The following is a 25,184-nucleotide window of genomic DNA, read 5'->3' as shown; positions in this document are numbered from 1 at the left end:
ACATGGCCGTCGACGATCCGCCCCCGCGCCCGCGTGTGACGGTCGTGCTCGCCGACGCCGCCTCCCGGCGCGGCACAGCCGACCACGGCAGCACCGACCTCACCGAGCAGACCCCGGTCGGTGAGGCGCTCGTCAAGGGTCTGGTCCGCGCCCAGCTCGCCCTCGCGCTGCGGCTCGCCCTGGTGGTGGCGGCCGGGCTCGGCACCCTGCCACTGCTGTTCGCGGTCGCCCCGGCGGTCGGCACCGTCAAGGTCTTCGGGGTGCACCTGCCGTGGGTGCTGCTCGGGGTGCTGTCGTTCCCCTTCCTGGTGCTGGTCGGCGCGGCCTATGTGCGCTGGGCGGAACGCAACGAGCAGGACTTCGCGGCCCTCATCCGCAGGCCGGAGCAGTGAACCCGTACCTGGCCCCCGGCCTCGTCGTGGTGGTGCTGCTCACCGTGGCGATCGGGGCGTACGGCCTGCGCTTCGCCCGGACCACATCGGACTTCCTGGTCGCCTCCCGATCGGTGAGCCCGTCCTGGAACGCCGCCGCGATCAGTGGTGAATACCTGTCCGCGGCCTCCTTCCTCGGGGTCGCCGGTCTGGTCCTGCGGTACGGCGTGGACGTCCTCTGGTACCCGGTCGGTTTCGCCGCCGGCTATCTGGCGCTGCTGCTGTTCGTGGCCGCGCCCCTGCGCCGGTCCGGGGCGTTCACCCTTCCCGACTTCTGCGAGGTTCGGCTCCGGTCCACCGCCCTGCGCCGGTTGGCGACCGCGTTCGTGCTGTTCATCGGCTGTCTCTACCTGCTGCCCCAGTTGCAGGGGGCGGGGCTCACGTTCGCCACGCTCACCGGCGGGTCGTACGCCTGGGGCGCCCTGGTGGTGGCCGTCGTGGTGACGGCGAACGTGGCCTTCGGTGGGATGCGGGCCATCACCTTCGTGCAGGCGTTCCAGTACTGGCTGAAATTGACGGCTCTGGCCGTACCGATGATCTTCTTGATCTTGCAGTGGCAGGCCGATGGCCGCCCCGCGGTGACCCCGCCGCCGGGCGCCGTCTTTCCCGCCTCGACGACCGTGACGATTCAGCAGGACGCGCTCCTGAACGGCACACAGCGGGTGGAGAAGGGCCAGGAACTCCATTTCGCCCAGGGCACTCCGGTGCCGACGGTGAGCACTGTGGACGCCGAGTCCGGTGACGACTGGCTGCTGCCCGGCGGGATCGGCCTGTTCTCCACGTATTCGCTGATCCTGGCGACCTTCCTCGGCACGATGGGGCTGCCGCACGTGCTGGTGCGGTTCTATACCAATCCGGACGGCGCTTCGGCCCGGCGCACGACCCTCGTGGTGCTCGCCATGGTCGGCCTGTTCTACCTGCTCCCGACGCTGTACGGGGTCCTCGGCCGGATCTACACACCGCAACTGCTGATGACCGGCAACACCGACGCCGTGGTGCTGCTGCTACCCGAGGCGGCCCTCGGCGACGGCCATCTGGGCCGGCTGCTCGGCGCGCTGGTCACCGCGGGCGCGCTGGCCGCCTTCCTCTCCACCTCGTCCGGCCTGCTCACCAGCGTCGCCGGGGTGATCTTCACGGACGTGCTGCGGCCCGGCCGGAACGGCTCGATCCGAGATTTCCGGATCGCCACCCTGCTGGCCGCGTCGGTGCCGACCGGGCTGGCCCTCTACGTCTCCGACATGGACGTGTCCCGCGTGGTCGGGCTGGCGTTCGCGGTGGCGGCATCCAGTTTCTGCCCGCTGCTGGTCCTCGGCATCTGGTGGCGGGGACTCACCGACGTGGGCGCGATCGCCGGCCTGATCGCCGGCGGTGGCGCGGCGATGGCGGCGGTCCTGCTGACCGTGCTCGGCCCACCGCTGACCGGCTGGCCGGCCGAACTGATCGGCCAGCCGGCCGCGTGGACGGTGCCGCTGGCCTTCCTGGTGATGGTCGGAGTCTCCCTGCTCACCGGTCGCCGGGTGCCCCCGGACGTGGGTGCCACGATGCTGCGCCTGCACGCCCCCGAGGCCCTCCGAAGTTGATTTAAGGATCTTTAATGTTCGACCCTCGACCGACGGATGCAACGTCCTCGTAATCACGGGCATGAGACGCACATACCGCCGTCCGGGCCAGACCGGGAGCAACCGCAAGATCGTGATCGGGCTCGTCGTGGCCGCTGTGGTCGGTGGCGGTATCGCCGTCGGCACCGGTCTGAGCAACGCCTCCTCCGTCTGTGACGGGATGGATCAGGCGATCCGCCAGAACCAGCAGTTCATCGCCACCCAGCGGGCCAACCCGAACTCGCAGACCGAGGCCGTCGTGGCCAACCGGCAGGCGGTGATCGACCTGATCAACGTGCAGAAGAAGCAGGCCGGTTGCAGCGGCGCCGTCGCGGCTCCCCCGGCCCAGCAGGCCACCACGCCGCCCGCCCAGCAGGCCACCAAGCCACCGGCGCAGCAGGCGACGACCCCGCCGGCCGGCAACGCCGGCAACAACAACAACGGCGGCGGCGCGGCCGGCCAGGTCGTCTGCCCCGGCTCGACGGTGACCCTCTCCGGCGAGGGTGGCGCCCCGGCCGCGTCCAGCGGCACCTTCCCGATCGGCACCACGCTGCGGGTCCGGAACCTGGACAACAACAAGAGCATCACGGTCAAGGTGGCCAGCGTCTCGGGCAGCTGCATCCTGCTCAACAACGCCGCCTTCGAGGAGGTCCGCGAGCCCGGCAAGTTCCTGATCCGGCGGGCCGTCATCGAGCGGGTCGGTTGATCGGTTCGGGCGGTCCGGGTGTTCCCGGACCGCACGCCGGCCCGATACGTTCTTTTCATGAGCGTTCCGGCACAACGCCCGCCTGAGGGCGGCACAGCGGCGATGTCGCTGCGCGGGCTCGTCAAAATCTTCGACACACGGCTGGCGGTCTCCGGGGTGAGCCTGGAGGTGCCGGCCGGTTCGTTCTTCGGCCTCCTCGGCCCCAACGGGGCCGGCAAGACCACCACTCTCTCCATGGCGGTGGGCCTCTTACGGCCCGATCAGGGCCAGGCGATCCTTCTGGGGTACGACGTCTGGCGCGCCCCAGCCGAAGCAAAGGCTCTGGTCGGGGTCCTGCCGGACGGTGTGCGCATGTTCGACCGGCTGAGCGGCCCGGAGCTGCTCGCCTATCACGGCCTGTTGCGTGGCATGCCCGCCGACGTGGTCGACCAGCGCTCCCGTGACCTGCTCGACGTTCTGGAGCTCGGCAGCGGCAACCGCACCCTGGTGGTCGACTACTCGGCCGGGATGAAGAAGAAGATCGGCCTGGCCTGCGCGCTGCTGCACGCGCCCCGGCTGCTGGTGCTGGACGAACCGTTCGAGGCGGTCGATCCGGTGTCGGCGGCACTGATCCGCGACATCCTTCAGCGGTACGTGTCAGGCGGCGGCACGGTCGTCTTCTCCAGTCACGTGCTGGAGGTGGTGGAGCGGCTCTGCTCGCACGTGGCGATCATGTCGGACGGTGTCCTCCGCCTGTGCGGGACCTTGGCCGAGGTGCGCGGCGACCGTTCGCTGCAGGACGTGTTCGTGCAGGTCGTCGGCGGCCGGGTGGCCACCGGCTCGGAGCTCGCGTGGCTCTGACGCGGGTCCCGGTCTGGGCGTTCGTCCGGCTCAAACTACGCATCACCGGCAACGGCCTGCGCGGCCGCCCGGCCCGGATCGCGATGTTCGTCCTCGGCCTGGTCGCGGCTTGTTTCTTCGCGATCCTCGGGCATACCGTCTTCGCGCTGCCGGGTCTGCTGGACAAGCCGGGCGCGGCCGAGATCATGTTCCCGTTCGGCGGGGCGGTGCTGATCCTCGGCTGGGTTTTCCTGCCGCTGCTCTTCTTCGGTGTCGACAACACGCTCGATCCGGCACAGTTCGCGCTGCTCCCCCTGCGGCGACGCACGCTGATCGCCGGGATGGGTCTGGCCGCGCTGGCCGGGCTGCCGGCGTTGGCGACACTCGCCGCCACACTCGGCATGGTGACCTCGGTGGCCCGGCTCGGTGGGGCCGGGGCGGCTCTCGCCGGGCTGGCCGGGGTGGTGCTCGGGCTGGTGTTCTGTGTGGTGCTGAGCCGGGCGGTGATCAGCGCCTTCGCCACCGCGCTGCGCTCCCGGCGAGCCCGTGACCTGGCCACCATCCTGCTCGCGGTGGTCGCCGCGTCGATCGGTCCGCTGGAGTTGACCCTGCTCGGCGTGCTGAACCGGGCGGACTGGGACGCGGTCGACTCGATCGCCCGGGTGGTCGGGTGGACGCCCCTCGGTGCCCCGTACACGATGGGTCTCGATGTCGTGGCGGGGCGGGCGTGGGCCGTACCCCTGAAGATGTCGATCGTCCTGGCCGCCGTCGGCGGTCTGCTCTGGTGGTGGAGCCGGACGCTGGAGCGGGCGATGGTCGGCACGGCCGGTGGCGGCCGGGGCCGAGCCGATGCGTCGGACGATCGCAGACCGGTGGATCAGCTGCTGTTCCGCTGGTCGCCGCGGAGCCGATTCGGTGCGCTGACGGCGCGGGAGATCAGGTATTGGTGGCGCGAGACGCGACGACGCGCCGCACTCGTCACCCTGGGCATGGCCGGTGTGTTCCTGCCGCTCTCGACGTCGTTCGCCGGTGGCGCGGGCAGTGCCACCGGCCTGGCGTTCGTGGTGGGCGCGATCGCCCCGATCGCGCTGGCGAACCAGTTCGGGTATGAGGGCAGCGCCTACGCCACCAACCTCGCCACCGGCGTTCCGGGGCGTCTGGAGGTGCACTCGCGGGCCGCCGCGCACGCTCTCTTCACGGTGCCGTTGCTGCTGCTGGTGGCGGTGGTGACGGCTCTGCTGGAGGGGCGACCGGAGGACGTCGCGGCTCAGCTCGGGACGCTGCTGGCCACCTACGGCGCGGGTCTGGCGCTGGTGATGCCGATCTCGGTGCGGGCCGCCTACGCACTGCCGGACACGACCGGGCCGTTCTCGCTGTCGTCGGGTGGCGGGTTCAGCAAGGCGCTGCCGGGTCTGGCCGCGCTCTTCGGCGCGTTGATCGCCGGTGTCCCGGTGCTGGTGCTGACGCTCTTCCAGCCGTGGCTGGGGCTGCCGGTGGGCCTGGTCTACGGCGTCGGTGCCTATCTGCTCGGCGCGCACCTCGCCGGCGCGATGCTGGACCGTCGCATGCCCGAACTGCTGGCCGCGGTGACCCCGCGCTAGCGGATCCGCCGCAGCCCGTCACGCCTGACGAAGATGACGCGCCGCTCGGTCGCCTCCCCGGTCGGCCCGAGCACATAACCGTCGATCCACAGCCAGCCGTCATACGTGATCCGCGGGTCGACCCGGATCACCCGGAAGGTCAGCGCCCTCGAACCGGCAAATTGGACACTGGCCGAGGCGCCCACGTGGAGCACCTCCCCGGCCCGGGGCAACGCGTCGCTGATGGTCCGCCTCCCATCCTCGCCGCCTATGACATTACACAAGCGGAAGGCCTGGTCACCGGCCACAAAGGACGTTCAGTAAGGAACCCGTCACACTGCGTGTCGCAGCCCCACCTCGCGGACGAAGATCCGACGGCGCTGGAGTGCGGCACCGGTCTGATCGAGGACGTAGCCCTCCAGCCAGATCCATCCGTCATAGGTGGCCCGCGGATCGACCCGGATGATCCGCAGGGTCAGCGCGCGGTCGCCGGAGAACTGGACGCTCGCCTCCGGACCGACGTGAACGACGTCCCCGGGGCGCAGCATCACCTGACTCATCCCTCGAAAATAGTTGTTGATCAATTGAATCGGGTAGCGGCATGCGCAATCTGTAAATCGGCAGAATGATCGGATGACGACCGACGAGCCGGGTGCCCGCATCCACTCCACCGATCCGTTCGCCGTGCCGGAGGGAGAGAAGTCCCAGGTAAGACGCCTACGCGGACGGTTCGCCGCCCCCGTGACGCTGTGGACCACACCCGGTCCGGCCGGACTCACGGTGTCCTCCGCGATGATCGCCGACGGCGATCCCGGCCGGGTGCTCGGCCTGATCGACGAGGAGAGCGACTTCTGGGACGCGGTGTCGGCCGCCGGGCGGTTCGCGGTCACCCCGCTCGGCCCGGACGACCGGCAGCTCGCCGATCGGTTCGCCGGTCTCTTCCCCTCGCCCGGCGGGCTGTTCGCGGCCGGCGAGTGGGAGCAGACCGGGTACGGCCCGGTGCCCGCCCACGCCACCATCTGGGCCGGATGCACCCTGGACAGCAGCCGCCCGTGCGGGTGGGCCGTGCTACTCGACGGAGTGATCGAGACGGTCCGGACCGGATCCGCGGGCCGTCCTCTGGTCCACTACCGGGGTAGGTACACCGAGTTGGCATGACTGCCGCTCAGCGCATTCAGACCACCACTCAGCGCAGACCCCGACCGGCGGACGGTGACACGGCTCACTCCTTCGTACGGTGCCGGAAAGTCATCCCCCACGAAGGTGGTGAATCCCGTGCCGGCATCCGCCGAGAGATACCTCGAAGTGCAGCGCTCCGAGGAGTTCGCTCAACTGCGTCATCGACTGCGCAGCTACATCTTCCCGACGACAGTGGCCTTCATCGTCTGGTACTCGCTGTATGTACTGCTCTCCGCGTACGCGCGGGACTTCATGGCCATCAAGGTGATCGGCAACATCAACGTGGCGCTGATCTTCGGCGTCCTGCAGTTCGTCTCGACGTTCGGGATCGCCTGGCACTACTCGCGGTACGCCGCGCAGAAGCTGGACCCGCTCGCCGATGACATCTACAACGAGCTGGAGAACGGCCCCGCGGCCGAGCCCGCAGCCACCGCGACCGACGGGGGTAAGGCCTGATGGCGCCGCAGTTCCTCGCGGCCGAGGCCAACGCCTCCGGTTCCCGCTCGCTGACCATCACGCTGTTTCTGATCTTCGTGGCGATCACCCTGGGCATCACCATCTGGGCCAGCCGCCAGACCAAGACGGCCACCGACTTCTACGCCGGCGGCCGGCAGTTCTCCGGCTTCCAGAACGGCATGGCCATCGGCGGCGACTACATGTCCGCGGCGTCGTTCCTCGGCATCGCCGGCATCATCGCCCTGTACGGCTACGACGGCTTCCTCTACTCGATCGGCTTCCTGGTCGCCTGGCTGGTGGCACTGCTGCTGGTCGCCGAGTTCCTGCGTAACTCGGGCCGGTTCACCATGGCCGACGTGCTGGCGTTCCGGATGCGGCAGCGCCCGGTCCGTACCGCCGCCAGCGTCTCCACCATCGTGGTGTCGATCTTCTACCTGATCGCCCAGATGGTCGGCGCCGGCGCCCTGGTCTCGCTGCTGCTCGGCATCAAGCCGGGTGCCACGTTCCTGGGCATGGACGCGAACACCGCCAAGGTCGCCACGATCGTCCTGGTCGGCGCCCTGATGATCATCTACGTGACGGTCGGTGGCATGAAGGGCACCACCTACGTCCAGATCGTCAAGGCGTTCATGCTCATGGGCGGCGCGCTGATCATGGTGCTGATGGTGCTGGCGCACTACAAGTTCAACCTGTCGGCGCTGCTCGGCGACGCCGCCGCACAATCCGGCAAGGGTTCCGCCTTCCTGGAACCGGGCCTGCGCTACGGCGTCGAGACGGCGGGCGACGCGGCCAAGACGTTCTACAGCAAGATGGACCTGCTCTCGCTGGGCCTCGCGCTGGTCCTCGGCACCGCCGGCCTGCCGCACATCCTGACCCGCTTCTACACCGTGCCGACCAGCCGGATCGCACGTAAGAGCGTGCTCTGGGCGATCGGCATCATCGGCACGTTCTACCTGTTCACCCTGGCTCTGGGCTTCGGCGCGGCGGCTCTGGTGGGCGGCGCGAACATCACCGCACAGGACAAGGCCGGCAACACGGCGGCCCCGCAGCTCGCCCAGCAGCTCGGCATCGACTACCTCGGTGGCGAGACCGGTGGCGCGATCATGCTGGCGGTCATCGCGGCGGTCGCCTTCGCCACCATCCTGGCCGTGGTCGCCGGTCTCACCCTGGCCTCGTCGTCGAGCCTCGCGCACGACTTCTACGCCAGCGTGATCAAGCGCGGCAACGCGTCCGAGCGGGAGGAGGTCCGGGTCGCCCGGATCGCCGCCCTGATCATCGGCGCACTGGCCATCGCACTGTCCATCTTCGCGCAGAGCCTGAACGTCGCCTTCCTGGTGGCGCTCGCGTTCGCGGTGGCGGCGTCGGCGAACCTGCCGGCGATCCTGTACAGCCTGTTCTGGCGGCGGTTCAACACCGCGGGCGCGCTCTGGTCGATCTACGGTGGCCTGATCTCCGCGGTGCTCCTGGTGTTCTTCTCGCCCGTGGTGTCCGGCTCGGCCACCGCCATGTTCCCGAACGAGGACTGGCACTTCTTCCCGCTGTCCAACCCGGGCATCATCTCGATCCCGCTCGGCTTCTTCTTCGGCTGGCTCGGCACGGTCCTCTCCAAGGAGACCGACCCGGAGAAGTACGCGGAGCTGGAGGTCCGGTCCCTGACCGGCCACGGAGCTCACTGACCCTCTTCAGCAGTGCCACGGACCGGCGCAGTCGCCAGCGCCGGTCCGTGTCCGTGTCGTCACTCCTCCCACCTTCGTGCCGAAGCGGTGGCGACGACCCGGATCAACGCCGGGCACTACGTAACCTGGGTGACATGTCTGCCACCACCTCTCCCAGCGGCAATTCCTCCGGACGCGCGTCCGTGCCCGGGCCGGGGCGTCCCGACCAGGGCCCGCGCCCCTATGGTTCGTCTTCGCACGGTGGTGACGACTACCAGCCGGCTGGCCCCCGCGGACCGCGCCCGCCCGGCTCCACCGGTCGCTCCTACAACGGCGGTCGCCGGCCGCGACCCCGGTGGGGGCGCATCGCCATCGTCGTGGGCGCGGTCGTCCTGGTCCTCGCGATCATCGGCGGCATCGTGGCGTACGGCTACTTCTCCGGCCTCGACGACAACCTGAAGCGGACCAACGCCTTCTCCGGGATCACCACGGACCGCCCCGGCAAGACCGTCGAGGGCGCCTTCAACATCCTGCTGATCGGCACCGACTCGCGTGACCCGGACGCCGTGCAGGACAAGGCGAACCAGTGGCGCGCCGACACGCTGATCCTCATGCACGTGCCGGACGACCACAAGTCCGCGCAGCTCATCTCGATCCCGCGGGACCTGTGGGTGAGCATCCCGACCGAGGACAACGCGCCGTGCAGCACCAGCAGCCGGGCGAAGATCAACGCCGCGTTCGCCTTCGGTGGCATCCCGCGCGCGGTCCGGACCGTGGAGTGCATGACCGACGTGCGCATCGACCACGTGATGACCATCGACTTCAGTGGCTTCAAGGAGGTCACCGATGCGCTCGGCGGTGTGGATCTGAAGGTCGAGCAGGACATCACCTCGATCCACAAGCCCTTCCGCGAGTTCAAGAAGGGCATGATGCACATGAACGGGGCCCAGGCCCTGGACTGGGTGCGCCAGCGCAAGCAGTTCGCCCGGGGTGACTTCGCCCGCATGCAGCACCAGCAGGACTTCCTCAAGGCGATCATGGACAAGGCGGCGAGCAGCGGCACGCTGACCAGCCCGACCAAGCTCAACGACTTCCTGGGCTCGGTGACCAAGGCGGTCACGGTGGACGAGACGTTCTCGCTCACCGACATGGCGGTCCAGTTCCGCAACCTGCGTGGCGAGAATCTCACCTTCATCACCAGCCCCAACAAGGGCAGCGAGACCATCGACGGCCAGTCGGTCGTGGTCGCCGACCGGGAGAAGGCGCTGGCCCTCTACAAGGCGGTGGCCGAGGACAAGATGACCGAGTGGCTGGCGGCCAACCCGGTCAAGAAGTAAGCGCAGGCTGTCAGCGAGCTATGACTTCATCTTGAAACCGGAAAGACCTTCAGATGTTGTGCGAGCTGTCCGTAAGGTGATGCAGCCCCCGATCTCCCCCCTTGGAGTGCTGCGTGACCGTCACGGCGAACCGGCCGGCGCCATCAGTCGTGCCGCCGTCTCCTCCGGAGAAGGCTCGTAAACGCAGGTCACCGCTCTGGGCGCGGCTCTCCGCCACGGCCGGAGCGGTGCTGCTGATCGCGAGCGGGGGCGGCCTGGTCGGCGGCAAGGTGCTGATCAGCCAGACCACCGAGACGATCGAGGTCAAGAACCTCACAGGCGACGCTAAGAAGACGGTCGAGGAGGGTGGCGGCGCCACCATCGACGGCCCGATCGACCTTCTACTGATGGGTGTCGACAAGCGGGCCAGCTGGTCCGACGACACCCTGCACTCGGACACGATCATCATCCTGCACATCCCGGCCACCCATGATCAGGCGTTCCTCATCTCGGTCCCGCGGGACACCGAGGTGGAGACACCGGCGTTCGCGCCGAGCAAGTGGGAGGGCGGCACGGTCAAGGCGACCGAGGCGTTCTACTGGGGCGCGCAGAACGGTGCCGGGGCCGCGGGTGGTGCCCAGCTGCTCGCCAAGACCCTCAAGAACATGACCGGGATCAGCTTCGACGGCGCCGCGATCATCAACTTCAACGGTTTCAAGGGCGTGATCGACGAGCTCGGCGGCGTCGACATGTGCGTCGACCAGCAGGTCACCTCCAAGCACATGGGCCTGGTCGACGGCAAGCCGGTCTACCTCACCGACGCCGAGAAGGAGGGCCTGGACCCGAAGCCGGTGGTCTACAAGGTGGGCTGCCGGGCGATGGAGGGCTGGGAGGCACTCGACTACGCCCGCCAGCGGTACGGCCTGAAGAACGGTGACTACGACCGTCAGCGTCACCAGCAGCAGCTGCTCAAGGCGATGGCCAAGAAGGCGTCGGACAGCGGCGTGATGACCAACCCGCTCAAGATCAGCTCCCTGATCAAGTCGGCCGGCAAGGCCTTCACCCTGGACATCGGTGACATCGAGCTCGCCGACTTCGCGCTCGGCCTCAAGGACGTCGCCGCCAACGACATGGTGCTGCTGCGGACCAACAGCGGCACGTTCTCCAGCAACGGCAACGGCCGGGAGCAGTTCCAGGAGATCAGCCTGCAGATGTTCCAGGCCGCGAAGAAGGACCAGCTGGGTCAGTTCGTGCTCGATCACCCCGAGGTCGTGGCGAACGAGAAGTAGTCCCCCTTTAGGCTTGTCATCGTGTTCGGACCTCAGGTTCCCAGCGTCACCGCTGACCAAGTCACCCCCGGCGTCTACCTGCTCGATGTGCGTGAGCCCGACGAGTGGGAGGCCGGCCACGCGCCGGGCGCCCACCATCTGCCGATGATGGAGATCCCGGCCCGGATGGCCGAGGTGCCCACCGACGGCGAGGTGGTCGTGGTGTGCCGCGCCGGCGGGCGTTCCGGCCAGGTCGTGGCCTATCTGATGAACAACGGCTGGGACAACGTGCGCAACCTCGACGGTGGCATGCAGTCCTGGGCCGCCCTCGGCAAGGACGTGGTCACCGACAACGGGCAGCCGGCCCGCGTGCTGTGACTACCGGGTACCGCCCACTGGTCTTCGCGCACCGCGGCGGGGCCGACGCGCTGCCCGAGCACACGCTCGGCGCCTATCTGCGCGCGCTCGACGAGGGCGCGGACGGCCTGGAGTGTGACGTCCGGCTGACCCGGGACGGTCATCTGGTCTGTGTGCACGACAGCAAGCTGGACCGGACCAGTGACGGCCGGGGCCGGGTCAGTTCGAAGACCCTGGCCGAGCTGGACGCGTTGAACTTCGGTTCCTGGCATCCCGGCTATCCGGCCGACGCCGAGCTGCCCGACCTGGCCCGGCTGCTGACGCTGGAACGGCTGCTGGAGGCGGTGCGCGACTCCGGCCGTCAGGTGCGGCTGCTGATCGAGACGAAGCACCCGTCCCGTTACGGTGCCGAGGTGGAGCGCCGGCTGGTCCGGATGCTGCGGCACTACGGCCTGGCCGACCCGAAACCGGACGATGACGTACAGGTCACCGTGATGTCGTTCGCGGCACTCGCGTTGCGCCGCGTCCGGGCGCAGGCGCCCGGTCTGCCCACGGTCTATCTGATGGAGTTCGTGCCACCCGGCGCCGGCCGGGGCCGGCTGCCGTTCGGCGCCCGGACCGCCGGGCCCGGCGTCGAGCTGATCAGGGCGCGCCCGTCACTGTTGCCGACGATCAAGGCCGCCGGGCATCAGGTGTACGTCTGGACGGTCAACGAGGAGGCCGATCTGAGTCTGGTGCTGGAGCACCGCGTGGACGGCGTGATCACCGACCGTCCCCGGTTCGTGCTGGACCTACTCGACCGGATGTGACGTGCACCACTAAGGGCTGGTCGACCCCAGGATTCGCTTAGGTTCATCTGCCCAAAACCCCGCGAGCGAGGCAAACTCGCAGGCATGCCGGACCGCCCCGACTACGCGGCCCTGACCCGCGGTCAGGTCGCGATTCTCGGCCGCCTCAACTCGGGCGACGCCGGGCTGTCCGTGCTCCAGCAACTGGTCGCGCTGGCCGGGGAGTCGCTCGGTGCGAGCGGCGCCGCCTTCACCGAGAGCGCGGTCGACCACGGCCGGATCATCGTGGCCACCGGGGTGTGGGCGCCGGCGCTGGGCCGTCGGGTGGATCTTCAGCCCGATCCGGCCGACGACCTGATGGACGGCGTCGGCTCGGGCCATGTGCTCGGCGTCCGATGCGAGCACCGCGGCCGCCCGGTCGGCTGGCTGCACGTCTGCCTGGACAGCGAGCCCACCGCCGAGTTCGGCATCGTGCTGGAGCTGCTGGCCGGTCTGGTCGGCCGGCTCTACGGGCTGAACGCGGGGCTTCCGGCGCACGACGACCCCAAACCCGACACCGACCGCGACCTGTGGGTCGCGGTCACCAGTCACGAGCTGCGCACCCCGGTCACCGTGATCAAGGGGTACGCGGACACGCTCACCAACCACTGGGACAGCCTGGGCGAGCCGGGCCGGCGCGAGGCGGTCCGGGTGATCGGCGCCCGGGCCGGTGAGCTGGCCCGCCTGGTGGACCGCCTGCTCTCCGCCGCGAGTGAGGAGGACGGCGCGGTCGGCGCGTCCCCGGCCGGCCCGTTCGACTTGGTGGAAACGCTCCGCGAGGCGGCCGGGACACTACCCGCCGATCTGCGCGGTCGACTGGTGCTGACGAACATGCCCACCGACCTACCGAAGGCGTACGGGTCGCGCGACTCGATCGCCACCATCCTCACCGAGCTGACCACCAACGCCGAGAAGTATTCGGATCCGGACACCACGGTCGAGGTGTGCGCCGGCAGCGACGATGACACGCTCCGGTTCCGGGTCGCCGACCGGGGCGCCGGCATCGCCCCCGAGCACGTGGAGCACGCCTTCGACCGCTACTGGCAGGCCGACTCGGGGCACCATCGAGCCGGCGCCGGGCTCGGCCTCTATCTGGTCAGGCGGCTGGTGGAGCGGCAGAACGGATGGGTGTCACTGCGCCCGCGGGAGGGCGGCGGCACGGTCGCCGAGGTGCGTCTGCCTCGCGCGTGAACCACGGCCGAGCGATTTCAGGTGGCCCATGTCACCGGATCGCGGGACCGAACGCTTACCCTGGTTCCCCGTGAGCAAGCGTCGCAAGTCCCGCGAAACCGCACCGAAGACGAAGGTGCGCGACATCTTCGTCGCCCGCCCGTTCGAGGGCCTGGCCGACGAGACGGAGTGGATCGCTCTGCGCGAGCTGGTCCCGGCCGCGTCGGCGCCGCTGACCCTCAAGCCGGAGATCGTCGAGGAGTACGGGGACCGTCCGGTGACCCTGTCGACGGTGCTGCCGATGGCGTGGCCGGCCATGTCCCGCCGCGACGGGAACGTCTTCATCGGCCTGCAGCGGCACGTCCAGTCCGGTGACGTGTCGCGTGACCTGGCCGTGGCGATCCTGAACGCGCTGCGGACCGAGCCCGGCAACACCGTGTCGGTGCCCGCCCTGCCGGGTGAGGGCCTGCGCCTGCAGGACATCCTGGTCGACCACCCGCTCGAGATCACCATGCACGACGGTTTCGAGTACTGGCTGGACCCGGAGCAGATGCAGGACGCCACCGTGAAGGCGTCGCTGGAGCGGGCCAACGCCTCGATCTACCCGACCGTGCGGCTGGCCGCGGCCAAGGCGGCGTACTGGTGCCGGGTCGCCCCGGACAAGAGCCACGTCCGCTGGGTGCTCGGCGAGCCGGAGGACCGGGCGCTGGACGCGCTGTCCCGCCTGTCCGCCTCGGGTGACCTGCTGCTCGGTGAGGACACCAAGTTCGCCGGCATGTTCCGGGCGCACGGTCTGCTCGTGCCGGTGTGGGACGTGCCCGGTGAGCCGGAGGGCGCCGAGTTCGAGGCGGCGCTGGCCGACTTCGCCAAGCGCTACACCGACGTCCTGGCCGTCGACGAGCCGCTGGACGCGGCCGCCCGGCGTGCCAAGCAGGGCCTGATCGGCCGCCAGCTGACGTTGCGTTGACCTTTTTCGTGGGTACGGTCGGTGCTCCGGCCGTACCCACGCGAAATCGATCTTGATCTTCAGTGCAGTGGATCGCGCTGGATGGGGCAGCTCATGCAGCGTGGGCCGCCGCGACCCGAGCCCAACTCGGAGCCGCTGATCCGGACCACCTCGATGCCGGCTCGTTCGAGCTGGGCGTTGGTCTCGACGTTGCGTTCGTAGGCGACGCAGAGCCGGGGCGCGATGGCGAGCGTGTTGTTGCCGTCGTCCCACTGTTCGCGTTCGGCGGTGACCGGGTCGAGGCCGGTGTCGATGACCCGCAGCCGGTCGATGCCCATCGCCTCGGCCGCCGCCTCGAGGAACGGCCGGGGCGGGCGGACCCGTAGCTCGTCGCCCACTCCGGTGACCGTCCACGCCTGGAGACTGTCGGCCAGATTCGGGTACATCACCACGGCGTCGACGTCCACCATGGTGCAGACGGTGTCCAGGTGCATGGTGGCGCGTTCCTGAGCGATCGGCACGGCCAGCACGGTGTGCGCCAGGCCGGCCGCGATGACCCGCTGGGCGAGCCGTTCGGCGCCGGCCGGAGTGGTCCGCTCGCCGACCCCGATGGCCAGCACCTCCGGAGCCAGGACCAGTACGTCCCCGCCCTCGACGTGTTCCAGGGTCGGATCGAAGAGCAGCTCGGCGCCGACGAACCGGGGATGGTGCCGGTAGATGGCGTGGGTGAGCGTGGTCTCCCGCCGGCGGGCCCGCATGGCGAGACTGGTGACCGCTACCCGATCACGCACCCAGACCGACGAGTCCCTGGTGAACAGCAGGTTGGGCAGCGGATCGATGACGAAGTCGTGCCGGTCCATCATCTCGTAGACGAGGCCGCCACCCCCCGGCTTGATCTCCTCGTGGGCCAGTCCGGCGATAAGGATCTCGCCCAGCCGATCCGGGTCCTGATCGGCCAGGTAGCCGGCCACGCCGGCCCGCAGCGAGTCGCCCAACCGGCGGGCGGACAGCACACCGGCGGTCAGCTCGGCCCGCGCCTCCGGCACGGTGAGTGTCTCGGCGAGCAGTTCACCGAGGTAGAGCACCTCGACTCCGCGGCTGCGCAGGGCCTCGGCGAAGGCGTCGTGCTCCTCCTGCGCGCGGCTGACCCACGGGATCCCATCGAAGAGGAGCGAGTCGTTGTTCCTGGGTGTGAGCCGTGCGAGTTCCGCTGACGGACGATGCAGCAGTACGGTACGGAGGCGGCTGACTTCACTGTCGACGTACACATGGCCGACGTTAGTCGGTACCGAGCGCTATCGGGTCGTGACGTTGTGACTAGATCTTGGGACGGCCATGCATCGGCAGGGGGCGGGCGATAGCTTGGGAAGGTGCACATGCACCATCCGAAAGAAGATGTTGTCGTGAATGCGGCATTCATCCATACTCACTCCCCTTTCTTTCCCACCCACCGCCCTGTTCCGTAGGGACGCGAGCACGTACGGTAGTTGGAAAAGAGAGCCCAACTGACCTTTTGCCGGAGGTCGCAGTGACTGTCTTCCCCGCCCGCCCCGCGCTGCCCATGCCGTCACAAACGTCCACAGCCGTGGACCGAAGGCATCCGTCCTCTCTCGTGGACGAGCCGCCGCGCATCATCACACCCACCGAGTGGGCGCGCCGTCGTCGCGCCGAGCGTGGTGTCCGCCGCCTCGAGGCCGCCGGAGCACGCGCACTCACCAGGCTCGACCGCCTCGGACCGAACTGGCACATCGTGGACTGGCCGCGGACCGATGTCTCGCAGGCCTACTACGAGCCCAACCCGGCCGACGAACGGGCCGGATTCCTCGCGATCGGCCCCGGCGGCGTCTACGCCGTGACGGTGGTCGATCACGGTCGCTCCCGCGTCCTGATCGCCGGTGACGTGGTCCAGATCAACGGAAAGCGCCCGGAGTACGTGGTGGAGGCCCGCAAGGACGCCCGCCGCGCCGCCAAGGCGCTCACCTCCGTCGTCGGGCTCAACGTACCGGTGACCGCCGTCCTCACCTTCGTGGGCAACGGCGTGATCAGCGTGCACGGGCTACCCAAGGACTGTCTCGTCTCCACCGACAAGGAGCTCGACCGCCTGCTCATCGCCGGTGGCGCGAAGATCTCCCCGGCCACGGCGAACAAGCTGTCCGCCGTCGCCCACCACCCGGGCACGTGGTCGAACTACTCTTCGTACAGCAACGGACAGACGGCCGCTGACAAGCGGCTGAGCCGCCGGTAACGTTCCTTGCGACGCCATCGCAGGGCCGGCGTTCTGCGCCGGCCCTGCGATGTGAAGAGGAGCGAGGAGGAGCCGGTGGCGCATGTTGAGCTCTCCCTCTCGGGAGCGTTCGTCCCTCAGGCCCGGACACCGTCGGAGGCCGAGTTCATCACCAGCGTCGAGCGCTGGACGATGACGGTCGCGGCGGCCGACGAACCCTGCCTGGTGATCGACGTCGAGGGCTCGATAGTCGCGGTGTCCCCGTCCGGCAGCGAGCTGCTCGGGCTGGGTAAACCCGCCGACGCGGTCGGCCGGCGCCTCAACACCGCGCTGCGCCTCATCGACTTCACCGCGGGCGGTGGTCGCCTGGAGGAGCCGGAGGCGGAGAACATCCCGCCGCTGCTGGCGCTCCGCAGTGAGCGGCTGGCGCGTGGCCTGATCCGGGTGGTCCCCGGTGACGGCGAGGCTCCGCTGACTCTCGACGCGATCTCGACGCCACTGGTGGCCGGTGGCCGAGTGGGCGGCACTCTGACCTTCCTGTCCCCGGTACGGTACTGACGTCCCTTTTGTTCGCTAAGGTGTGTCGTTTACCGCACGCGGCAACCGTTGGACGTTACAGATCCGCAACGTAGTCTGCGAACATGCTCGATCTAGACCTGTTACCGGGTGAATACGCGGTGTGTCGGCTTCCGGCCGGCTCGACCCTGCCCGCCACGCTGACCTCAGGTCCGGACGACAAGAGCGTCATCTCGGTGACCTGGGGTGTCGACGAGCTCTCGGTCATCTGCCCCAACGACCGGGTGCCGGCCGACGCGGAGGCCGACACCGCGTGGCGATGTCTGCGTGTGGCCGACCTCAACCTGGCCATGACCGGGGTGCTCGCCTCCCTGGTCGGGCCCCTCGCCGAGGCCCGCGTCAACATCGTGACCTTCTCGACGTATGACACGGATTACCTGCTCGTGCCCGCCGTTCGGCTCACCGAGGCGGTCAACACGCTCACCGCGGCCGGGCATCGGATCGCCAGCTGACGATCGAGCTCCTACCATGAGGCCGTGTCCCCCCGCACACACCTCCCTCTGCTGGCCGCCGGCCTGCTGCTACTGAGTGCCTGCGGCGCTCCACCCGAGCCCCTGCCGACCTCTCCGCCGCTGCCGCGCGCCGGGGGCAGTGTGCCCGCGGGCAGCGCTCCGGCCGGTGGCCTGCCGCCGCCGCCGATCTACTCGGCACCACCGGTGGCCACTCCGACGTACACGTATCCGACATACACCTATCCGACGCCCACGACCGGTCGGCCGACCACCACGCTGCCGACCACCCCGACCGGACCGACGCCGTCCTATGCGCCGCGGTGCACGGGCGAGCCGACCGGTGCGCAGATAGTCACCCTGGCCAAGACCAGCCCGGCCGTCCCGGACGAGAACGTGAGCGTGCTCGACGGGCCGTACTGCGCGGGTGGCTGGAGCTTCACCACGATCGGGATGACCGGGGCCGAGCCGCTGTCCGTGATCACCACCGGCGCCGGGACCACGCTGGAACTGGTCACCGTCGGCACCGACGTCTGCAACCCGACGGTCAAGAAACGAGCACCGGCCGGAATCCGCGCGATGGCCTGCGGTTCCTGACGACTAGACTTTCGAGGATGCCCGGTACGCCGCCCACCAGCCCCGCCTACCCCGGCCACTTCGCCTACCTCGGCCCCGAGGGCACCTTCACCGAGGCGGCCCTGCGCACCATCCCGGCCGCCGAGCGCGGGATCCGGACTCCGGCGCGGAGTGTGCCCGAGGCTCTGGAGGCGGTGCGTACCGGTGCGGCCGACGCCGCGCTCGTCCCGCTGGAGAACTCGGTGGGTGGTGCCGTCCCGGTCACCCTCGACGAGCTGATCACCGGCAGCCCGCTGATGATCACGCGGGAGGTGCTGCTACCCGTCGAGTTCGTGCTCGCCGCCCGTGTGCTCACCCCGCTCGCCGAGATCCGCTCGATCGCCGCGCACCCGCAGGCCTCCGCCCAGTGCCGGCACTGGCTTCAGGCCAACGTGCCCGACGCGGTGGTCGTCGACGTGCTCTCCAACGCGGCCGCCGCGCTCCACGCCGCCGCAGGCGAACATGATGCCGCCCTGTGCGCCCCGATCGGAGTGGGTCGCAACAACCTGACGGTGCTCGCCGAGAAGGTCGCCGACCGGGCCGAGGCGGTCACCCGCTTCGCCCTGCTCACTCGGCCCGGTGCGCCCGCCGCACCGACCGGCGACGACGTCACCTCGCTGGCCGTGTCGATCCGGCACGACCAGGTCGGCGCGCTCCTCGCGGTGCTCACCGAGCTGGCCGTGCGCGGGGTCAACCTGTCCCGGATCGAGTCGCGGCCGACCGGGGAGCAACTGGGGACGTATTTCTTCTTCCTCGACTGCACCGGCCACGTCGCCGAGCCCCGCCTCGGTGAGGCCCTGCAGGGTCTCCGGCGCATCTGCGCCGAGGTCCGGTTCCTCGGCAGCTACCCCAAGCACCGCCTGCAGCCGGAGCCGCCGGTGGCCGCCCCGCCGGGCCTGTCCGACGGCGACTTCACCGACTCCGCGGCCTGGCTGGAGCAACTCCGCAACGGCGTCTGACGCTAATCGTCGAAAAGGTCACCGAGGATGCTGCTGCCGCCGCCGGATTTCTTCTCGGCGACACCGGCCAGACCGCCGGGAGGTTCCTCGGACGGCTGGACGATGACGAAACCCTGACCGGCGAAACTCATTGTGAACCGCTCACCCGTGGTCCGGCCCAGCAGGGTGCCGAGACCGAACTGCTCGGCCTTGTGGAAACCGGTCTGCAGGCTCGCCGACCACGCGATGGCCGCCTGCGGGTCGACGTACGTGGGCTGGTCGACGTTGAGCACCACGGGCGTACCCCGGGTGGTCACCGCGATCCGGCCGTGCCCGCTGAACACGCAGTTGAACAGGCCGGCGCTGGAGAACATGCCGGCCCCGCTGACCATCTTGATGTCGTAGTTCAGCGTCGAGTCGAAGGCCAGCACGTTCGCCCCGTTGATGGAGAGGGCGTCGCCGGGCTCCAGGTCGATCAGGTGGATGTCGGCCGCGTTCTCGGCGAGGAAGACGTCGCCGTTGCCGCGGATCCGCATCAGCGGGACACCCTCGCCGGTCAGCTTCTGCTTGAGGAACCTGCCGAGGCCACCGGAGCCGAGCGCCTCGAACGTCACCTGACCCTGGTAGGCCACCATCGACCCGGTCCGGGCCAGGAACTCACCGTTCAGTTCGGCCTTGAGGAGCTTCGAGTTCTGCAGCCGGAGGCCCGGCTGGCTGTGCTCTTTCTCCAGGTTCTCGGCCGAGAAGAGTTCGCTACGCATGACCCGAGGGTAGGTCCGGCCGACAAGGGCGAACCGGCGATCTCAGCCCCAGCCGAGGTCGTGCAGGCGCTGGTCGTCGATGCCGAAATGGTGGGCGATCTCGTGCACCACGGTCACCGCCACCTCGTCGACCACGTCCTCCTCGGAGTCGCAGATCTTCAGCGTGGGCAGCCGGAAGATGGTGATCCGATCGGGCAGCGCGCCGGCGTAGTCCCACCCTCGCTCGGTCAGCGCGGTCCCCTCATACAACCCCAGAAGATCGTCGCCACCACCCGGCGGCAGATCCTCGACCAGGAAGACCACGTTGTTCATGAGCGACATCAGCTCGACGGGCACCTCGTCGAGCGCCTCGCCCACCAACTCCTCGAAGCGTTCAGGACTCATATCGACCGGCACACACTCATTGTGCCCGGGTTCCCGGCGCGGCCGCTCCCGGCCGCGCCGGGGAGGACTCAGCCGCGCCGGGGACGACTCAGGCGAGCTTGGCGACCAGGCTGATCTCGGCGCCCGGCTTCAGCAGCCGCGAGATCGGGCAGTTCTCCTTGGCCGACTCGGCGAGCTCCTGGAACTTCGCGTCGTCGATACCGGGGACATCACCGACCGTCTCCAGGTCGATACGGGAGACGCCGAAACCGGCGTCGGTCTTGTCCAGGTGGACCTTGGCCACGGTCTCCACCGAGGTCGGCGTGAAGCCGGCGTCGGCGAGCCCCTTGGAGAAGGCCATCGAGTAGCAGCCGGCGTGCGCGGCGGCGATCAGTTCCTCGGGGTTGGTCCCCTCGCCCTCCTCGAAACGCGACTTGAAGGAGTAGGCGCCCTGCAGGCCGCCCTTGCCGGTCTTGACGGTGCCGGAACCCTCGGTGAGGTTCCCTTCCCAGCGGGCTGAAGAAGAACGAATAGGCATGGGCAGAACGCTATCCGATATGCCGCCCGTTGGTCCGCAGACCGGGCCAGGGGTCATCATGGACGGCATGGAGGAGTCCGTGATCACCTTCGGCGGCAGCGAGAAGCCCCGGCGGACGATCTTTCGCGACCTGGGGCGGGACAGACGGCTACCCGGGCTGGTCGCCGGGCTCGGCGCGGTCGCGGCCTTCGGATCGCTGATCTCCGAGTGGCAGAGCACCACCATCCGGGATGTGGGGATCGACGGTGAGCCGCTCCCCGAGGAACGGGTGCTGTTCGCCAACCTCCTCGATCTCGGCGGGCTGGGCGCCGGCTATCTGGTCGGGCTCCTGCTGCTGGTGACCGCGGTGGTGCTCACCCTGTTCGGGCCGCGACCCGGCCGGGCGTATGCGAAGGTGGCCGGTCTCGCCGTCGGCGGTGTCCTGCTGGCGCTGCTGCTGGCGCTGGTGCAGCACCTCAACGAGGCGAGCGCGCTGATGCCCAAGTATCTGATGGCGTTCAACGTCACCCAGGCGGACTCGATGCGCAACGCGCACGGGCGCGGCCTGTGGTGTGCGCTGGCCGCCGTCGGTCTCGCGCTGGCGGCGCTCTGGATGCCGGCCCGCACCGCCGCGCCCAGGGACGAGCCTGAAGCGCAGGTCACCGAGGTCGACGACGCGCTGGACATGACCATCACGCCGACCGCGCCGTTCGCGTCCCTCCCCGGCGAGCTGGATCAACCGCACCGATCGTGACACCGGGGGATATCCGTGTGCTGATCGGACCCGGTCGCCGGTAGGCTCGACAACCGTGATTGACCTGCGTCTGCTTCGCGAAGACCCCGACCTGATCCGCGCCAGCCAGCGGCTGCGCGGTGAGTCCACCGAGCTCGTGGATGCTCTGCTGCGTGCCGACGAGGAGCGCCGGGCGAGCACCCAGCGGTTCGAGACGGTTCGGGCCGAGCAGAAGTCCATCGGCAAAGAGGTCGCCAAGGCATCCGGGGACGAGCGGGCGGCGCTGCTGGCCCGTACCAAAGACCTCGCCGTTGAAGTGAAGGCGGCCGAGGCCGCCGCGAGCGAGGCGGAGCAGGCGCTGAAGAAGGCGCACCTGGCCGTGTCGAACGTGGTCGAGGGGGCGCCGCCCGGAGGCGAGGACGACTTCGTCGTGCTGCGTGAGGTCGGTGAGAAACCGCAGATCGCGGCGCCGAAGGATCACCTGGAGATCGGCGAGGCGCTGCGCGCGATCGACACCGAGCGTGGCGCGAAGGTGTCCGGGTCGCGGTTCTACTTCCTCACCGGGGTGGGCGCGCTGCTCCAGCTCGGCATGCTGCAGCTGGCCATCCAGCAGGCGGTCGAGCACGGCTTCACACCGTCGATCACGCCGACGCTGGTCCGGCCGGAGTCGATGGAGGGCACCGGCTTCCTCGGCGCCCACGCCGGCGAGATCTACCGGCTCGAAGCCGACGACCTCTACCTGGTCGGCACGTCGGAGGTGGCGCTGGCCGCCTACCACTCGAACGAGATCATCGACCTGAGCAACGGGCCGTCGCGGTTCGCCGGCTGGTCGTCGTGCTACCGCCGGGAGGCCGGCTCGCACGGCAAGGACGTGCGCGGCATCCTGCGGGTCCACCAGTTCGACAAGGTGGAGATGTTCTCGTTCTGCCGTCCCGAGGACGCCGCCGAGGAGCACCTGCGTCTGCTCGCCATGGAGGAGGAGATGCTGGCCAAGGTCGAGATCCCGTACCGGGTGATCGACGTGGCCGCCGGTGACCTCGGTTCGAGCGCGGTCCGCAAGTTCGACTGCGAGGCGTGGGTGCCGTCGCAGGGCCGCTACCGCGAGGTCACCTCGACGTCGAACTGCACCACCTTCCAGGCCCGGCGGCTCAACATCCGCTACCGGGACGCCGACGGCAAGCCGCAGACCGCCGCGACCCTCAACGGCACGCTCGCGACCACCCGATGGCTGATCCCGATCCTGGAGAACCACCAGCAGCCGGACGGTTCGGTGCGGGTGCCCAAGGCACTCCAGCCGTTCCTCGGCGGGCGCGACGTCCTCGAACCGGCTTAATCAACAGGCAACCGGTCGGCTACCAGATGTCATAGATGCTGGTAGCCGATCGGGTGTACCGTTCTCCTTCCGCCCTCCGCGGGGGTCAGCCGACCCACGGAGGTTTCGATGAAGCCCGGGCTCCCCAAGCTGATCGCCACAGATCTGGACGGCACACTCGTTCGCAGTGACGACACGGTCTCGGCGTACACCCATGAGGTTCTCGACCGAGTCCGCGCCGCCGGTATCCGGATCGTCGCCGCCACCGGCCGCGGCCCCCGCCTCACCTCGCTCACCCGCAACGACATCCGCGTCGCCGACTTCCTGGTGCTGGCGCAGGGCGGCTGGGTGCTCGATCTGGCCGACTCGACCTACCTGCGGCAGGCCCGCCTGCCCGGCCGTGCGCTCGGTGAGGCGCTCGGCGCCCTCGAGTCGGTGGCCGGTCCACTCTCGGTCATGTTCGAGGCGCTGGAGCATGACGACGCCCCGCTCTGGGGTGACTACGACCCGACCTGGCGCTATCCGGTCACCGTCGAGTCCAGGACCCGCGCCGAGTGCCTGACCGGCGAGGTGATCAAGGCGTTCGCCAGGTCGTTCCAGCTCGACGTCGACGAGTTGCTCGCCCTCGCCCACCGGGTGGTGCCGTCCGACCTGGCCACGGTCACCCAGGCCGGCCTCGACTATGTGGAGATCTGCCCGGCCGACGTCGACAAGGGCACCGGCCTGTCGGTGGTCGCCGAGTCCGTCGGTGTCGACCCGTCGGACGTGCTGGTCTTCGGTGACATGCCCAACGACCTGCCGATGTTCGCGTGGGCCGGGTGGGGCCGGGTGGCCGTCGCCAACGCCCATCCGACCCTGCTCGCGGCGGCCGATGATGTGACGCTCGCCAACGACCAGGACGGGGTGGCCGTCTACCTGGACCGGCTATTGTCGAGGTGATGGGATCTTTCCGGTTGGTCGCGTCCGACATCGATGGCACGCTGATCACCAGCGAGCGCACCCTCAGCCCGCGGACCCTCGACGTTCTGGGCCGGCTTCCGGTCCCGCTGGTCCTGGTGACCGGGCGGCCGCTGCGGTGGCTCGCTCAGCTCTACGACCAGTTGCCGGGGCCGCTGCCCGCGGTCTGCGCCAACGGTGCGGTGATCTACGACCCACAGACCGACGAGGTGCTGCGGGCGTCCCCACTGCCCGTCGAGTTGCTGCTCGAGGTCACCAAGACACTGCGTGACACGGTGCCGGACATCTCGCTGGCCGTCGAGGTCGAGGACGGGCGCGCCTTCCTCCACGAGGACACCTGGACGATCCGCTGGGAGCACGACCACTCGGTGCGGGTGATCGCGTCTCCCGAGGAGCTGACCTCGGTCCCCGCGGTCAAACTGCTGGCGCGCTCCTCGACCGCCGATCCCGACGACTTCCTGGCCTTGATCAGCCGCACTCTCGGTGACCGGGCCGAGGCCACCCGCTCGTCGTCGTCCGCGCTGGTGGAGATCTCCGCGGCCGGGGTGACCAAGGCGGCCGGCCTGGCGTGGTTCTGCGAACGTACCGGCATCACCGCCGACCAGGTCGTCGCCTTCGGCGACATGCCCAACGACATTCCGCTGCTGAGCTGGGCCGGTCGCGGGGTCGCGGTCGGCAACGCCCACCCGGCGCTGCGCGCGGTGGCCGACGACGTCACCGGCACCAACGATGCCGACGGCGTCGCCGATTACCTGTCGTCCGTCTTCAACCTCTGATTCGGTACGGCCGGCCCGCCCTCACCGAATCCACCGCGTGGTCGCTGCGGGACAGGGTGGATTTCGGCGGAGCGGTGGCCGTACCGAATCAGAGGTATTGACCTGTGTTTCCGAGAATGTCGGACGGGGCCTGCTTGCCGGGGATGACGCCGCCGACCGGCAGAGCCGGGCGGCCCGGGACGCCGCCGCGCATCTGCTCGAGCTGAAGGCGCGCGGCCATCTGCTGGGCGACGAGGGCCGCCTGGATGCCGTGGAAGAGGCCCTCCAGCCAGCCGACCAGCTGGGCCTGCGCGATACGCAACTCGGACTCGCTCGGCGGGGTCTCGCCCTCGAACGGCAGCGAGAGGCGCTCCAGCTCCTCGCGGAGCTCAGGGGCGAGACCGTCCTCGAGCTCGGCGATCGAACGCTGGTGGATCTCCCGCAGGCGGCCTCGGCTGGCCTCGTCGAGCGGAGCGGCCCGCACCTCCTCGAGTAGCTGCTTGATCATGCTGCCGATGCGCATGACCTTCGCCGGCTGCTCGATGAGGTTGCCCGGCTCCTCCGGGGTGAGCGAGCCGTCCGCTTCGACCGTGCCCATGGGGCGGCCATCGGGGCCCACGACGATGACGGAGCCGTCTTCCTTGTGCTCAGTGGTGCGGGTGTCGTCGGTCATGCG

General features: G+C 69.4%; 30 protein-coding genes. 23 read left to right on the top strand and 7 right to left on the bottom strand.

Annotation, left to right across the window (positions count from 1 at the left end; all coding sequences use genetic code 11):
- Positions 1-2: 2 nt before the first annotated feature.
- The 5 genes from Q0Z83_RS44210 to Q0Z83_RS44190 all read left to right on the top strand — a co-directional run bounded on the left by Q0Z83_RS44210 (position 3) and on the right by Q0Z83_RS44190 (position 5,155).
- A complete protein-coding gene (locus tag Q0Z83_RS44210; protein WP_317789476.1) occupies positions 3-392 on the top strand; it encodes a DUF485 domain-containing protein in 390 nt (129 codons plus the stop codon).
- Complete coding sequence (locus Q0Z83_RS44205) at positions 389-2,011, top strand: sodium/solute symporter (RefSeq protein ID WP_317789475.1); 1,623 nt, start codon at positions 389-391, stop codon at positions 2,009-2,011. The genes Q0Z83_RS44210 and Q0Z83_RS44205 overlap by 4 nt, the downstream gene beginning before the upstream one ends.
- A 61-nt stretch (positions 2,012-2,072) precedes the next feature.
- Entirely contained in the window at positions 2,073-2,735 is a 663-nt protein-coding gene (locus Q0Z83_RS44200) for an RlpA-like double-psi beta-barrel domain-containing protein (RefSeq protein ID WP_317789474.1), read from the top strand.
- Between the two features lie 57 nt (positions 2,736-2,792).
- On the top strand, positions 2,793-3,575 hold the full coding sequence (locus Q0Z83_RS44195) for an ABC transporter ATP-binding protein (RefSeq protein ID WP_317789473.1): 783 nt from the start codon (positions 2,793-2,795) through the stop codon (positions 3,573-3,575).
- Positions 3,566-5,155 carry an ABC transporter permease gene (locus Q0Z83_RS44190; RefSeq protein WP_317789472.1) on the top strand — a complete coding sequence of 530 codons (1,590 nt, stop codon included), beginning with the start codon at positions 3,566-3,568 and terminating at the stop codon, positions 5,153-5,155. Before Q0Z83_RS44195 ends, Q0Z83_RS44190 begins: the two co-directional genes overlap by 10 nt.
- Here the strand turns inward: Q0Z83_RS44190 and Q0Z83_RS44185 are convergent.
- Both Q0Z83_RS44185 and Q0Z83_RS44180 read right to left on the bottom strand, forming a co-directional pair.
- A complete protein-coding gene (locus Q0Z83_RS44185; protein WP_317789471.1) occupies positions 5,152-5,340 on the bottom strand; it encodes a hypothetical protein in 189 nt (62 codons plus the stop codon). The two genes, Q0Z83_RS44190 and Q0Z83_RS44185, sit on opposite strands and share 4 nt — an antisense overlap.
- Positions 5,341-5,466: 126 nt before the next feature.
- Complete coding sequence (locus Q0Z83_RS44180) at positions 5,467-5,694, bottom strand: hypothetical protein (protein WP_317789470.1); 228 nt, start codon at positions 5,692-5,694, stop codon at positions 5,467-5,469.
- Positions 5,695-5,767: 73 nt separating this feature from the next.
- Between Q0Z83_RS44180 and Q0Z83_RS44175 the strand changes: the two genes are divergently transcribed.
- From Q0Z83_RS44175 to Q0Z83_RS44135, 9 genes are all read left to right on the top strand, one after another.
- Positions 5,768-6,292: a flavin reductase family protein gene (locus tag Q0Z83_RS44175; RefSeq protein ID WP_317789469.1), complete on the top strand. Its 525-nt coding sequence runs from the start codon at positions 5,768-5,770 to the stop codon at positions 6,290-6,292.
- A gap of 117 nt (positions 6,293-6,409) precedes the next feature.
- Positions 6,410-6,769, top strand: a complete 360-nt coding sequence (locus tag Q0Z83_RS44170; RefSeq protein ID WP_378078374.1) for a DUF485 domain-containing protein — start codon at positions 6,410-6,412, stop codon at positions 6,767-6,769.
- Positions 6,769-8,445 (top strand): solute symporter family protein, encoded by a 1,677-nt coding sequence (locus Q0Z83_RS44165; RefSeq protein ID WP_317789467.1) that lies wholly within the window; start codon positions 6,769-6,771, stop codon positions 8,443-8,445. The genes Q0Z83_RS44170 and Q0Z83_RS44165 overlap by 1 nt, the downstream gene beginning before the upstream one ends.
- 134 nt (positions 8,446-8,579) lie before the next feature.
- Positions 8,580-9,761, top strand: coding sequence for an LCP family protein (locus Q0Z83_RS44160; protein ID WP_317789466.1), 1,182 nt, complete (start codon positions 8,580-8,582; stop codon positions 9,759-9,761).
- A gap of 113 nt (positions 9,762-9,874) precedes the next feature.
- The gene (locus Q0Z83_RS44155; protein ID WP_317789465.1) at positions 9,875-11,029 is read left to right on the top strand and encodes an LCP family protein; all 1,155 of its coding nucleotides are present in this window, start codon (positions 9,875-9,877) and stop codon (positions 11,027-11,029) included.
- A 21-nt stretch (positions 11,030-11,050) separates the two neighbouring features.
- The gene (locus tag Q0Z83_RS44150) at positions 11,051-11,386 is read left to right on the top strand and encodes a rhodanese-like domain-containing protein (protein WP_317789464.1); all 336 of its coding nucleotides are present in this window, start codon (positions 11,051-11,053) and stop codon (positions 11,384-11,386) included.
- Positions 11,383-12,174, top strand: coding sequence for a glycerophosphodiester phosphodiesterase (locus Q0Z83_RS44145; protein WP_317789463.1), 792 nt, complete (start codon positions 11,383-11,385; stop codon positions 12,172-12,174). The genes Q0Z83_RS44150 and Q0Z83_RS44145 overlap by 4 nt, the downstream gene beginning before the upstream one ends.
- Before the next feature lie 84 nt (positions 12,175-12,258).
- Positions 12,259-13,383 carry a sensor histidine kinase gene (locus tag Q0Z83_RS44140; protein WP_317789462.1) on the top strand — a complete coding sequence of 375 codons (1,125 nt, stop codon included), beginning with the start codon at positions 12,259-12,261 and terminating at the stop codon, positions 13,381-13,383.
- Between the two features lie 28 nt (positions 13,384-13,411).
- Positions 13,412-14,329, top strand: a complete 918-nt coding sequence (locus Q0Z83_RS44135; RefSeq protein ID WP_378078375.1) for a DUF5926 family protein — start codon at positions 13,412-13,414, stop codon at positions 14,327-14,329.
- Between the two features lie 59 nt (positions 14,330-14,388).
- On the opposite strand, the gene Q0Z83_RS44130 is transcribed toward Q0Z83_RS44135, so the two are convergent.
- The gene (locus Q0Z83_RS44130) at positions 14,389-15,576 is read right to left on the bottom strand and encodes an arginine deiminase (protein WP_317789460.1); all 1,188 of its coding nucleotides are present in this window, start codon (positions 15,574-15,576) and stop codon (positions 14,389-14,391) included.
- A 260-nt stretch (positions 15,577-15,836) separates the two neighbouring features.
- Between Q0Z83_RS44130 and Q0Z83_RS44125 the strand changes: the two genes are divergently transcribed.
- The 5 genes from Q0Z83_RS44125 to pheA all read left to right on the top strand — a co-directional run bounded on the left by Q0Z83_RS44125 (position 15,837) and on the right by pheA (position 19,131).
- Positions 15,837-16,553, top strand: a complete 717-nt coding sequence (locus Q0Z83_RS44125) for a hypothetical protein (protein WP_317789459.1) — start codon at positions 15,837-15,839, stop codon at positions 16,551-16,553.
- A 75-nt stretch (positions 16,554-16,628) separates the two neighbouring features.
- The gene (locus Q0Z83_RS44120; protein WP_317789458.1) at positions 16,629-17,090 is read left to right on the top strand and encodes a transcriptional regulator; all 462 of its coding nucleotides are present in this window, start codon (positions 16,629-16,631) and stop codon (positions 17,088-17,090) included.
- Between the two features lie 83 nt (positions 17,091-17,173).
- Complete coding sequence (locus Q0Z83_RS44115; protein ID WP_317789457.1) at positions 17,174-17,560, top strand: ACT domain-containing protein; 387 nt, start codon at positions 17,174-17,176, stop codon at positions 17,558-17,560.
- Positions 17,561-17,584: 24 nt separating this feature from the next.
- Entirely contained in the window at positions 17,585-18,154 is a 570-nt protein-coding gene (locus tag Q0Z83_RS44110; protein ID WP_317789456.1) for a hypothetical protein, read from the top strand.
- A gap of 17 nt (positions 18,155-18,171) precedes the next feature.
- Entirely contained in the window at positions 18,172-19,131 is a 960-nt protein-coding gene (gene pheA, locus Q0Z83_RS44105) for a prephenate dehydratase (protein WP_317789455.1), read from the top strand.
- A 2-nt stretch (positions 19,132-19,133) separates the two neighbouring features.
- Here pheA and Q0Z83_RS44100 read toward each other — a convergent pair whose 3' ends face one another.
- From Q0Z83_RS44100 to Q0Z83_RS44090, 3 genes are all read right to left on the bottom strand, one after another.
- Positions 19,134-19,871 (bottom strand): AIM24 family protein, encoded by a 738-nt coding sequence (locus Q0Z83_RS44100; protein WP_317789454.1) that lies wholly within the window; start codon positions 19,869-19,871, stop codon positions 19,134-19,136.
- 42 nt (positions 19,872-19,913) lie between these two features.
- On the bottom strand, positions 19,914-20,255 hold the full coding sequence (locus Q0Z83_RS44095) for a metallopeptidase family protein (protein ID WP_378078389.1): 342 nt from the start codon (positions 20,253-20,255) through the stop codon (positions 19,914-19,916).
- 88 nt (positions 20,256-20,343) lie between these two features.
- Entirely contained in the window at positions 20,344-20,772 is a 429-nt protein-coding gene (locus tag Q0Z83_RS44090; RefSeq protein ID WP_317789452.1) for an OsmC family protein, read from the bottom strand.
- Positions 20,773-20,839: 67 nt separating this feature from the next.
- On the opposite strand from Q0Z83_RS44090, the gene Q0Z83_RS44085 reads away from it, so the two are divergent.
- The 4 genes from Q0Z83_RS44085 to Q0Z83_RS44070 all read left to right on the top strand — a co-directional run bounded on the left by Q0Z83_RS44085 (position 20,840) and on the right by Q0Z83_RS44070 (position 24,529).
- Positions 20,840-21,505 (top strand): hypothetical protein, encoded by a 666-nt coding sequence (locus tag Q0Z83_RS44085; RefSeq protein ID WP_317789451.1) that lies wholly within the window; start codon positions 20,840-20,842, stop codon positions 21,503-21,505.
- 55 nt (positions 21,506-21,560) lie between these two features.
- A complete protein-coding gene (gene serS, locus Q0Z83_RS44080) occupies positions 21,561-22,817 on the top strand; it encodes a serine--tRNA ligase (RefSeq protein ID WP_317789450.1) in 1,257 nt (418 codons plus the stop codon).
- Positions 22,818-22,925: 108 nt separating this feature from the next.
- On the top strand, positions 22,926-23,735 hold the full coding sequence (locus Q0Z83_RS44075) for an HAD family hydrolase (RefSeq protein ID WP_317789449.1): 810 nt from the start codon (positions 22,926-22,928) through the stop codon (positions 23,733-23,735).
- A complete protein-coding gene (locus Q0Z83_RS44070) occupies positions 23,735-24,529 on the top strand; it encodes an HAD family hydrolase (RefSeq protein WP_317789448.1) in 795 nt (264 codons plus the stop codon). Before Q0Z83_RS44075 ends, Q0Z83_RS44070 begins: the two co-directional genes overlap by 1 nt.
- Positions 24,530-24,617: 88 nt before the next feature.
- Here the strand turns inward: Q0Z83_RS44070 and Q0Z83_RS44065 are convergent, their stop codons facing one another.
- The gene (locus Q0Z83_RS44065; RefSeq protein WP_317789447.1) at positions 24,618-25,181 is read right to left on the bottom strand and encodes a bacterial proteasome activator family protein; all 564 of its coding nucleotides are present in this window, start codon (positions 25,179-25,181) and stop codon (positions 24,618-24,620) included.
- Between the last annotated feature and the right edge of the window lie 3 nt (positions 25,182-25,184).

Source organism: Actinoplanes sichuanensis, assembly GCF_033097365.1.
Classification (GTDB): Bacteria; Actinomycetota; Actinomycetes; order Mycobacteriales; family Micromonosporaceae; genus Actinoplanes; species Actinoplanes sichuanensis.
Note: the sequence above shows the minus strand (reverse complement) of the source record. Positions and strands in the feature narration are given on the sequence as shown.

What these genes read in the sequence shown, in the direction of transcription:
- Q0Z83_RS44200 (WP_317789474.1), top strand. Translation starts at nt 2,073, where the DNA reads ATGAGACGCACATACCGCCGTCCGGGCCAGACCGGGAGCAACCGCAAG.
- Q0Z83_RS44135 (WP_378078375.1), top strand. Translation starts at nt 13,412, where the DNA reads ATGTCACCGGATCGCGGGACCGAACGCTTACCCTGGTTCCCCGTGAGC.
- Q0Z83_RS44115 (WP_317789457.1), top strand. Translation starts at nt 17,174, where the DNA reads ATGCTCGATCTAGACCTGTTACCGGGTGAATACGCGGTGTGTCGGCTT.
- Q0Z83_RS44070 (WP_317789448.1), top strand. Translation starts at nt 23,735, where the DNA reads ATGGGATCTTTCCGGTTGGTCGCGTCCGACATCGATGGCACGCTGATC.
- pheA (WP_317789455.1), top strand. Translation starts at nt 18,172, where the DNA reads ATGCCCGGTACGCCGCCCACCAGCCCCGCCTACCCCGGCCACTTCGCC.
- Q0Z83_RS44210 (WP_317789476.1), top strand. Translation starts at nt 3, where the DNA reads ATGGCCGTCGACGATCCGCCCCCGCGCCCGCGTGTGACGGTCGTGCTC.
- Q0Z83_RS44090 (WP_317789452.1), bottom strand. Translation starts at nt 20,772, where the DNA reads ATGCCTATTCGTTCTTCTTCAGCCCGCTGGGAAGGGAACCTCACCGAG.
- Q0Z83_RS44195 (WP_317789473.1), top strand. Translation starts at nt 2,793, where the DNA reads ATGAGCGTTCCGGCACAACGCCCGCCTGAGGGCGGCACAGCGGCGATG.
- Q0Z83_RS44160 (WP_317789466.1), top strand. Translation starts at nt 8,580, where the DNA reads ATGTCTGCCACCACCTCTCCCAGCGGCAATTCCTCCGGACGCGCGTCC.
- Q0Z83_RS44095 (WP_378078389.1), bottom strand. Translation starts at nt 20,255, where the DNA reads ATGAGTCCTGAACGCTTCGAGGAGTTGGTGGGCGAGGCGCTCGACGAG.
- Q0Z83_RS44140 (WP_317789462.1), top strand. Translation starts at nt 12,259, where the DNA reads ATGCCGGACCGCCCCGACTACGCGGCCCTGACCCGCGGTCAGGTCGCG.
- Q0Z83_RS44175 (WP_317789469.1), top strand. Translation starts at nt 5,768, where the DNA reads ATGACGACCGACGAGCCGGGTGCCCGCATCCACTCCACCGATCCGTTC.
- Q0Z83_RS44180 (WP_317789470.1), bottom strand. Translation starts at nt 5,694, where the DNA reads ATGAGTCAGGTGATGCTGCGCCCCGGGGACGTCGTTCACGTCGGTCCG.
- Q0Z83_RS44075 (WP_317789449.1), top strand. Translation starts at nt 22,926, where the DNA reads ATGAAGCCCGGGCTCCCCAAGCTGATCGCCACAGATCTGGACGGCACA.
- Q0Z83_RS44165 (WP_317789467.1), top strand. Translation starts at nt 6,769, where the DNA reads ATGGCGCCGCAGTTCCTCGCGGCCGAGGCCAACGCCTCCGGTTCCCGC.
- Q0Z83_RS44065 (WP_317789447.1), bottom strand. Translation starts at nt 25,181, where the DNA reads ATGACCGACGACACCCGCACCACTGAGCACAAGGAAGACGGCTCCGTC.
- Q0Z83_RS44085 (WP_317789451.1), top strand. Translation starts at nt 20,840, where the DNA reads ATGGAGGAGTCCGTGATCACCTTCGGCGGCAGCGAGAAGCCCCGGCGG.
- Q0Z83_RS44100 (WP_317789454.1), bottom strand. Translation starts at nt 19,871, where the DNA reads ATGCGTAGCGAACTCTTCTCGGCCGAGAACCTGGAGAAAGAGCACAGC.